Here is an 8,817-nt window from a genome sequence, read left to right as displayed (position 1 = left end):
AGGACGGGGTCATGCGAGACCTCCGCAGGTTGGAGTTCTACGGCGCCCCCCTCTGTCCTGCCGGACATCTCCCCCACAAGGGGGGAGATCAGCGGTTCCGGCGCCCCGCTCAATCCTGCGACGTCGGCGATTGGCGAAAGCCGGCGTGAAGTCTGATCTCCCCCCTTGTGGGGGAGATGTCCGGCAGGACAGAGGGGGGCGCGACAGAGCGCGGCCTACGGCTGCATTCAATGTCACGACGCGATCCCCGGCAGCTTCACGGCACCCGCCGCTTTCACCGCGGCGCCGCTGCGGACCATGGCGATCGCCTTCTCCATGTCGGGATGGAAATGGCGGTCATTGTCGAGATGCGGGACTTCGGCCCGGACCAATTTGCGCACCGCCTCCAGCGCCTCGCTGGATGCAAGCGGCGCGTGAAAATCGCAGCCTTGCGCGGCGGCCAGCAATTCGATGCCGATGACGGCGGTCGCATTCTCGATCATGCCGAGCAGCCGGCGCGCGCCGTGGGCGGCCATCGAGACATGATCTTCCTGGTTGGCCGACGTCGGAATGGAATCGACGCTCGCCGGGTAGGCCTTCTGCTTGTTTTCGGAAACGAGCGCCGCCGCCGTCACCTGCGGGATCATGAAACCGGAGTTCAGACCGGGCTTCGGCGTGAGGAAGGCCGGCATGCCGGACAATGCCGGGTCGACCAGCATGGCAATGCGACGCTCCGACAGCGAGCCGATCTCGCAGACGGCAAGCGCAATCATGTCGGCGGCGAAGGCCACCGGCTCGGCGTGGAAATTGCCGCCCGACAGCGCGGCGTCGTCCTCGGCGAAAATCAGCGGATTGTCGGTGACGCCGTTGGCCTCCGTCTCGAGCGTGTCGGCGGCCTTGCGCAGCACGTCGAGCGCGGCGCCCATCACCTGCGGCTGGCAGCGCAGGCAATACGGGTCCTGCACGCGCTCGTCGCCGACACGGTGCGATTCACGAATGGCGCTGCCGGCCATGAGATTACGCAGCGCGTCCGCCGTCTCGATCTGGCCGCGATGCTTGCGCAACAGATGGATGCGCGGGTCGAAGGGGGCGTCCGACCCTTTGGCGGCATCGGTCGACAGCGCGCCGGCGACCAGCGCCGACTGGTAGAGAACCTCGGCCTCGAACAGGCCGGCCAGCGCGAAGGCGGTCGAGAACTGCGTGCCGTTGAGCAGCGCGAGACCCTCCTTGGCGCCCAATGTCACCGGCTCCAGCCCATGCGAGACGAAGGCCACCTTGGCCGGGAACCGGCCATGCGGGGTAAAGCATTCGCCAACGCCGATCATGACGGCGGTCATATGCGAAAGCGGCGCGAGGTCGCCGGAAGCGCCGACCGAGCCTTGCGCCGGCACGACCGGAATGACATCGTTGGCGAGCATTGCTTCCAGCAATTCGATAGTCCGGGGCCGCACGCCGGATGCGCCTTGGGCCAGGCTGGCGAGCTTCAGCGCCATCATCAGCCGCACCACGGCGACGGGCATCGGCTCGCCGACGCCGGCGGCATGCGACAGCACGATGTTGCGCTGGAGCGTTTCGAGATCGTCAGCCGGGATGCGGACGCTGGCCAATTTCCCGAAGCCGGTGTTGATGCCATAGACCGGCTCGCCCTTGGCGACGATGCGGGCAACCGCCTCGGCGCTGTCTCGGATCTTCGGCCGGCAAGCGGCGTCAAGCCGCGGCACGGCGCCGCGATAGATGGCGCGCCAGTCGGCAAACGTGGCGCTGCCGGGCTTCAGGGTAAGTTCCGTCATTGTCCTCTCCAGATTCGGGCATGGAGCGGGTTGAAGCCCATGCGGTAGACGAGTTCGGCCGGACGCTCGATATCCCAGATGGCGAGATCGGCCGATTTGCCGGCTTCCAGCGTGCCGGTCCTTTCAAGCAAGCCCAACGCGCGCGCGGCCTCGCGAGTGACGCCGGCGAGGCATTCGTCGACTGTCATGCCGAACAGGGTCGCGGCCAAGTTCATGGTGAGCAGCAGCGAAGTAAGCGGCGAGGTGCCGGGATTGGAGTCGGTGGCGACAGCCATCTTCACGCCGTGGCGGCGAAAGAGATCGACCGGCGGCTTCTTGGTCTCGCGGATGAAGTAGTAAGCGCCGGGCAGGATGGTCGCCACGGTGCCGGCCTTGGCCATCGCTTCGGCGCCTTCCTCGTCCGTATATTCGAGATGGTCGGCCGATAGTGCGCCATAGCGGGCGGCAAGCGCTGCGCCATGCAGGTTGGAGAGTTGGTCGGCGTGGAGTTTTACCGGCAGGCCGAGCGCCTTTGCCTTATCGAACACGCGCGCCATTTGCTCCGGCGAGAAGGCGATGCCCTCGCAAAAACCATCGACCGCGTCGGCGAGCTTTTCGGCGGCGACCTGCGGCAGGATAGTGTCGGCGACGAGATTGATGAAGGCGTCCTTGTCGCCCTTTGCTTCCGGCGGCAGGGCGTGGGCGGCGAGACAAGTGGTGCGGATCGTCACCGACCGCTCATTGGCCAGACGGCGGGCGGCGCGCAGCGACTTCATCTCATTGCCGGCATCGAGGCCGTAGCCGGACTTGACCTCGACGGTGGTGACGCCTTCGGCGATCAGCGCGTCGAGCCGCGGCAGCGTCTGGGCGACAAGGTCGTCCTCGCTCGCGGCGCGCAGCGACTTGACCGAGGAGACGATGCCGCCACCGGCGCGCGCCACTTCTTCATAGGTGGCGCCGGCCAGCCGCATCTCGAACTCGTTGGCGCGGTTTCCCGCGTAGACAAGATGCGTGTGACAGTCGATCAGGCCGGGGGTGATCCAGCGTCCAGCGCAATCGACAGTCTCGGCGCCCTGCCCGGCCGCAGCCGGCATGTCGGCTTCGGGGCCGGCATAGACGATAAGCCCGTCACGCGCGGCGACCGCGCCTTTCTCGACGATGCCGAGGCCGGCCGCACCCTCGGCCATGGTCGCCAGGCGCGCATTGCGCCAGACCCGATGGCCGCTCCTGTTGTTTGCTCCACCCATCATCTTTTCCATTTGAAAGGACGGCGATTATGTATATACATATTGAAACGCGACGCAAGCAATATCGTCGCTCACGCATCAAGATTTGGAGACGCAGGTGACGGCGATCTTTGCGGAACAGGCGCTTCTGCCCGAGGGCTGGCAAAGCAATGTGAGGATCGCTTTCGACGGCGGCCGCATCTCGAAGGTCGAGGCCGGCGCTTCCGCGCAAGCAGGCGACGAGCGCCACGCCATCGTCATGCCCGGCATGCCCAATTTGCACAGCCACGCCTTCCAGCGCGGCATGGCGGGTCTGGCCGAATTGCGCGGACCTTCGGCCGACAGTTTCTGGAGCTGGCGCGAAGTGATGTACCGCTTCGCGCTGTCGATGACGCCGGACCAGGTCGAGGCTGTGGCGGCGCAGCTTTATGTCGAAATGCTGGAGGCCGGCTTTTCGCGCGTCGGCGAGTTCCACTACCTGCACCACGATCGCGACGGACAGCCTTACGCCAATATCGCTGAGATGGCAGAGCGGATCTCGGCTGCCGCCTCAGACACCGGCATTGGCCTGACGCTGCTGCCTGTCTTTTACGCCCATTCGTCCTTCGGCGGCGCCGCACCCAACCAGGGCCAGCGGCGATTCATCAATGATGTCGAGCGCTTCGGACGTCTGCTTGAGAAAAGCCGCGAGGCGGTTCATTCGCTGGAGCGGGCCGTCGTCGGCGTTGCACCGCACAGCCTGCGCGCCGCAACGGCGGACGAGCTCAATGCGGTCGCCGCGATGGCGCCGGACGGACCGATCCATATCCATGTCGCCGAACAGGTGAAAGAAGTAGAGGACTGCGTCGCCTGGTCGGGAATGCGTCCAGTCGAATTTCTTCTCGCCAACGCCAAAGTCGACAAGCGTTGGTGCCTGATCCACGCCACCCATATGACCGAGGCCGAGACTGCCGCGATGGCACGGACGGGCGCTGTCGCCGGGCTCTGTCCGATCACCGAAGCCAATCTCGGCGACGGCATGTTCGCGGCACCACTGTTCATCGAGCATGGCGGCCGCTTTGGGGTCGGCTCCGATTCCAACGTGCTGATCGGCCTGCCGGACGAGCTTCGGCAGCTCGAATATTCGCAGCGCCTTGCCCATCGCGCCCGCAATGTGCTGGCCCGCGCCGGAGGCTCGACGGGGCGCGCGCTGTTCGATGCTTCGGTCGACGGCGGCAGCCAGGCGCTCGGCGCCGGCCAGTCGCGGATTGCCGCCGGCGGCCCTGCCGATTTGGTCTCGCTCGACGCCGGCCATCCTTCGCTTGCCGGCAAGGCTGGCGACGCGATCCTCGACGCATGGATCTTCGCCAATGGCAGCAAGGTCGATTGCGTCTGGGTGCATGGCAAAAAGCAGGTCAGCGGCGGCAGGCATGCCAAGCGCGAGGCGGTTGCCAAGCGGTTCCGCGAAGTCATGACCGCATTGTCGCAGGGCTGAACGGGAACATCCGATGAGCCTTGTCGAGATAGATGACATCGAAGGCGGCGAGATCCTCTCGCTGCATCAACGCATCCTGTCGGATATCCGCGAAAAGATCCTGTCGGGCGCCTGGGCGCCGGGCCATCGCATTCCGTTCGAACATGAGCTGACGGCCGAGTACAAATGCTCGCGCATGACGGTGAACAAGGCGCTGTCGCAGCTCGCCAAGGCCGGGTTGATCGAGCGCCGCCGCCGCTCCGGCAGTTTCGTGCGCCAGCCGCAGTCGCAGGCGGCGGTGCTGGAGCTGCACGACATCAGGATCGAGGTCGAGGCGCTCGGCCTGCCCTATCGCTATGAGCGGCTGGAACGCGTCAAGCGGCGCAGCGGCGCCGAGGACCGAGCGCTGCTCGGACTTTCCGCGCCGGGTCCGGTGCTGGCGCTGGAGGGTCTGCATTTTGCCGGCGAACGGCCGTTCGCGCTCGAGCAGCGGCTGATCAATCTTTCAGCGGTGGCCGAGGCCGGCGAGGAGGAATTTCTCGATATCGCGCCGGGCCCCTGGCTGATCGGCCGCGTGCCGTGGAGCGAGGCCGAGCACCGCATCCGCGCCATGGCCGCCGACGAGACGATCGCCGATGCGCTCGATATCGACGTGGGCGCGCCCTGCCTGGTGGTCGAACGCCGCACCTGGAGCGCCGAACATCCGGTGACGCATGTTCGGTTCGTCTATCCGGCGGACAGCCATACCCTGGTGGCAAGGTTTACGCCCTCGCAGGGATGAGTGCCAGCGGTCCCTTCTCCCCCTTGCGGGAGAAGGTGGATCGGCGCTTCAGCGCCGAGACGGATGAGGGGTGTTCCAGTGAGACGCTGGCATTCCCTGGAGCACCCCTCATCCGGCCGCTTCGCGGCCACCTTCTCCCACAAGGGGAGAAGGAAAAGCGGGCGCTTAAATCGCCGCCGTGACAATGATCTCGACCAGATATTCCGGAGCGGCGAGCTTGGCTTCGCCGGTGGCGCGTGCCGGGGTATTGCCCTGCGGCACCCACTTGTCCCATTCCGAATTCATCTCGGCGAAGGTGCCCATGTCGGCCAGCCAGATGATCGCCTGGACGATCTTGGTCTTGTCGGTTCCGGCCTTGGCCAGCAATTCGTCGATGGTCTTGAGGATGTCGCGGGTCTGCGAAGCGACGTTGCCGCCGGGCTCGCCGACCTGGCCGGCCAGATAGACGGTGTTGCCATGGATGACGATCTGGCTCATGCGCGGGCCGACATCGATGCGACGAATGCTCATTGGAGGTTCCTTCGTTATGGGAGACGCTGCTCTTTAGAGTCCGCGCCGGCGCGGGGCAAGGCCGGCGGACACGAAACCAATTGAGCCAATTGTCCGGTCTCTGCCGCCCACCTACACGGCGAGTTGACCGGTCGTGACACAATTGCGCCAGCCTGGCGTGTTGACTAATGTAATAACATCACATATCGACAGCTCACTCGATTTCGCGGACCGCCGCCTGATGACCAATGCCTGCCTGACTTTCCGCGACCTGACGCTGGGCTACAACAGCCATGCGGCCATCCATCATTTGAACGGCACCGTCCGCAAAGGTTCGCTGACCGCGGTGGTCGGCGCCAACGGCTCGGGCAAATCGACGCTGATGAAGGGCATCGTCGGCGTGCTGAAGCCGATGGAAGGCGCGGTGGTCCGTATGCCGGGCGTCCGCACCGCCTATCTTCCGCAGCAGTCGGAGCTCGACCGCTCCTTTCCGGCGCGCGTCGTCGACCTGGTCTCGCTCGGCCTGTGGCCGAAGCGCGGCATGCTCGGCCGCTACACCAGGGAAGACCGCGACTCCGTCAGCAAGGCGCTGATGGCGGTCGGGCTCGGCGGCTTCGAGAAGCGGCCGATCGACACGCTTTCCGGCGGCCAGTTGCAGCGCACGCTGTTTGCTCGCGTGCTGTTGCAGGACGCCGATCTGATCCTGCTCGACGAGCCGTTCAATGCGGTCGACGCCAAGACGGTCGGCGATCTCATCCAGTTGATAAAGCGCTGGCATGGCGAGGAGCGCACGATCATGGTCGTGATTCACGATCTCGATCTGGTGCGCCAGAATTTCCCCGAGACGCTGCTGCTTGCCCGCCAGCCCGTTGCCTGGGGCGACACCAAGGAAACGCTGCGGCCGGAAAATCTGCTCAAGGCAAGGCGCTTCCACGAGGCGTGGGAAGAAAACGCGCCGTGGTGCGAGCCGAGTGAGCATGAACACAGCCATGATCACGCGCACCATGATCATGCGCATGACCACCAGCACGGCTCCGGACCGAGGGCGGCGTGATGGAATTCCTCTACGGCCTGTTCATCGCGCCCTTCGCCGACTTCGCCTTCATGCAGCGGGCGCTGTTCGGCTCGTTGATGCTGTCGCTCGGCGCCTGCCCGGTCGGCGTCTTCCTGATGCTCAGGCGAATGAGCCTGTCGGGCGACGCGATGGCGCATGCGATCCTGCCCGGTGCTGCCGCCGGCTTCCTGCTCTATGGGCTCGAAATCCTGCCGATGACCATCGGCGGGCTGATCGCCGGCATCATCGTCGCGCTCGGCGCTGGCGCCGTCTCTCGCTTCACCATCCAGCGCGAGGACGCCTCGATGGCGGCCTTCTATCTCATCTCGCTGGCCGTCGGCGTGCTGATGGTGTCGATCCGCGGCTCCAGCGTCGACCTGATGCATGTGCTGTTCGGCACGGTGCTGGCGCTCAACGATGAGGCGCTCATCCTGATCGGCGGAATCGTGGCGGTGACGCTCGCCTGTCTCGCCATCTTCTGGCGCGCGCTGGTTGCCGAATGCCTCGACCCGCTGTTCCTGCGCTCGGTGAGCCGCATGGGCAGCCCGGTGCATTTCATCTTCTTAGGCCTCGTCGTGCTCAACCTCGTCGGCGGCTTCCAGGCTTTGGGCACGCTGCTGTCGGTCGGGCTGATGATGCTGCCCGCCGCCGCGGCCCGCTTCTGGACGGCGCGCGTGGAGCCGATGTGCGTCCTCGCCGTGCTGATCGGCTTCGCCTCCTGCATCGCCGGGCTGCTCTTGTCCTATCACGCCTCGCTGCCTTCCGGCCCGGCGATCATCCTTTCGGCCGGCGTCGTCTATTTCTGCTCGATCCTGTTCGGCACGCGCGGCGTGCTGCGTGCCCGCATCGTGCATCACCGACACCGAACCGCCTGACCGCAATCCCCAAGCAAGGAGACCACCCAATGCTGAAATCCTTCCGTGCCGCGCTGACGCTGAGCGTTATAACATTAAGCGCTTTCGCAACATCGTCCGCCTTCGCGGCGCCGCTCAAGGTCGTAGCGAGCTTCACCGTGATTGCCGACTTTGCGAAAAATGTCGGCGGCGACCGGGTGAACATCACCACCATCGTCGGGCCGGACGGCGACGCGCATGTCTATGAGCCGAGCCCGGCGGACGCGGTGGCGATGGCCAAAGCCGACGTGGTGCTGGTCAACGGCCTGCATTTCGAAGGTTTTCTCCAGCGCCTGGTCGACGCCAGCGCCACCAAGGCCGCGATCGTGACGCTGACCAAGGGCGTAACGCCGATCGACTTCAAGCCGGAATTCGCCGATGCGGACGCCGCCGAAGGTGCTGGCAGTGGCGGCGGCAAGACCGTCACCGATCCGCACGCCTTCCAGTCGATCGCCAACGCCAAGATCTATGTGAAGAACATCGCCGAGGCGTTCTGCACGGCCGATAGCGCAGGCTGCGACAGCTACAAGGCCAATGCCGCCGCCTACACCGCCAAGCTCGATGCGCTGGAGGGCGAAGTGAAGGCGGCGATCCAGTCGATCCCTGAAGCCAAGCGCGTCGTCATCACCTCGCATGACGCCTTCGGCTATTTCGAGCACCAATACGGCCTGACCTTCCTGGCGCCGCAGGGCATCTCGACCGATTCCGAACCGTCGGCGGCCGATGTCGCCAAGCTGGTTGGCCAAGTCAAGCAGGACAAGGCGGCGGCGATCTTTGTGGAAAACATAACCAATCCGCGGCTGATCGAGCAGATCGCCGGCGAGACCGGCATCAAGGTCGGCGGCACGCTCTATTCGGATGCGCTGTCGGGATCCGATGGCCCCGCCTCGACCTATATCGACATGATGCACAACAACATCACGCAGATCAAAGGCGCGATCCTCGGCAGCTGAGCGGCGAGGCATCCAACCGGGCCGGCATTTTGGGTTGCCGCAGCGTCCATTGCGTGTCCAAGAGGTACGCGGCGCTGCGGGAGCCCGGTTGGATTTTCCGGCCCACATTCTCTATTTGGCAGAGAAATCCGCTCGTACGGATTGCCGCTCATGTCCCGGGGTGGCATGACTGCGCCAAAGAGATTGCGAGGACCACATCATGGAATACCGCCAGATCAGC

The 8,817-nt window shown here is 65.2% G+C and carries 8 protein-coding genes; 5 read left to right on the top strand and 3 right to left on the bottom strand.

Features of this window, described 5'->3' with window-relative positions; all coding sequences use genetic code 11:
• Positions 1–233 precede the first annotated feature (233 nt).
• Together hutH and hutI are read right to left on the bottom strand one after the other, a co-directional pair.
• Positions 234–1,769: a histidine ammonia-lyase gene (gene hutH / locus FJ980_RS28040; protein WP_140546903.1), complete on the bottom strand. Its 1,536-nt coding sequence runs from the start codon at positions 1,767–1,769 to the stop codon at positions 234–236.
• Positions 1,766–2,995, bottom strand: a complete 1,230-nt coding sequence (hutI, locus tag FJ980_RS28035; protein ID WP_181181321.1) for an imidazolonepropionase — start codon at positions 2,993–2,995, stop codon at positions 1,766–1,768. The genes hutH and hutI overlap by 4 nt, the downstream gene beginning before the upstream one ends.
• 97 nt (positions 2,996–3,092) lie before the next feature.
• Between hutI and FJ980_RS28030 the strand changes: the two genes are divergently transcribed.
• Positions 3,093–4,448 carry a formimidoylglutamate deiminase gene (locus FJ980_RS28030; RefSeq protein WP_140546901.1) on the top strand — a complete coding sequence of 452 codons (1,356 nt, stop codon included), beginning with the start codon at positions 3,093–3,095 and terminating at the stop codon, positions 4,446–4,448.
• A gap of 13 nt (positions 4,449–4,461) precedes the next feature.
• Complete coding sequence (hutC, locus tag FJ980_RS28025) at positions 4,462–5,208, top strand: histidine utilization repressor (protein WP_140546900.1); 747 nt, start codon at positions 4,462–4,464, stop codon at positions 5,206–5,208.
• A gap of 165 nt (positions 5,209–5,373) precedes the next feature.
• Here the strand turns inward: hutC and FJ980_RS28020 are convergent, their stop codons facing one another.
• Positions 5,374–5,718: a RidA family protein gene (locus tag FJ980_RS28020; protein WP_140546899.1), complete on the bottom strand. Its 345-nt coding sequence runs from the start codon at positions 5,716–5,718 to the stop codon at positions 5,374–5,376.
• A gap of 220 nt (positions 5,719–5,938) precedes the next feature.
• On the opposite strand from FJ980_RS28020, the gene aztA reads away from it, so the two are divergent.
• The 3 genes from aztA to aztC are packed head-to-tail and all read left to right on the top strand — an operon-like array spanning position 5,939 to position 8,597.
• A complete protein-coding gene (gene aztA, locus FJ980_RS28015; RefSeq protein WP_140546898.1) occupies positions 5,939–6,751 on the top strand; it encodes a zinc ABC transporter ATP-binding protein AztA in 813 nt (270 codons plus the stop codon).
• Positions 6,751–7,626: a zinc ABC transporter permease AztB gene (gene aztB, locus FJ980_RS28010; protein ID WP_140546904.1), complete on the top strand. Its 876-nt coding sequence runs from the start codon at positions 6,751–6,753 to the stop codon at positions 7,624–7,626. Before aztA ends, aztB begins: the two co-directional genes overlap by 1 nt.
• A gap of 29 nt (positions 7,627–7,655) precedes the next feature.
• Positions 7,656–8,597, top strand: coding sequence for a zinc ABC transporter substrate-binding protein AztC (gene aztC, locus FJ980_RS28005; protein WP_140546897.1), 942 nt, complete (start codon positions 7,656–7,658; stop codon positions 8,595–8,597).
• The last annotated feature ends 220 nt before the right edge of the window (positions 8,598–8,817 follow it).

It is taken from the genome of Mesorhizobium sp. B1-1-5, assembly GCF_006443065.1.
Classification (GTDB): domain Bacteria; phylum Pseudomonadota; class Alphaproteobacteria; order Rhizobiales; family Rhizobiaceae; genus Mesorhizobium.
Note: the sequence above shows the minus strand (reverse complement) of the source record. Positions and strands in the feature narration are given on the sequence as shown.

What these genes read in the sequence shown, in the direction of transcription:
- aztC (WP_140546897.1), top strand. Translation starts at nt 7,656, where the DNA reads ATGCTGAAATCCTTCCGTGCCGCGCTGACGCTGAGCGTTATAACATTA.
- hutI (WP_181181321.1), bottom strand. Translation starts at nt 2,995, where the DNA reads ATGGGTGGAGCAAACAACAGGAGCGGCCATCGGGTCTGGCGCAATGCG.
- hutC (WP_140546900.1), top strand. Translation starts at nt 4,462, where the DNA reads ATGAGCCTTGTCGAGATAGATGACATCGAAGGCGGCGAGATCCTCTCG.
- aztB (WP_140546904.1), top strand. Translation starts at nt 6,751, where the DNA reads ATGGAATTCCTCTACGGCCTGTTCATCGCGCCCTTCGCCGACTTCGCC.
- hutH (WP_140546903.1), bottom strand. Translation starts at nt 1,769, where the DNA reads ATGACGGAACTTACCCTGAAGCCCGGCAGCGCCACGTTTGCCGACTGG.
- aztA (WP_140546898.1), top strand. Translation starts at nt 5,939, where the DNA reads ATGACCAATGCCTGCCTGACTTTCCGCGACCTGACGCTGGGCTACAAC.
- FJ980_RS28020 (WP_140546899.1), bottom strand. Translation starts at nt 5,718, where the DNA reads ATGAGCATTCGTCGCATCGATGTCGGCCCGCGCATGAGCCAGATCGTC.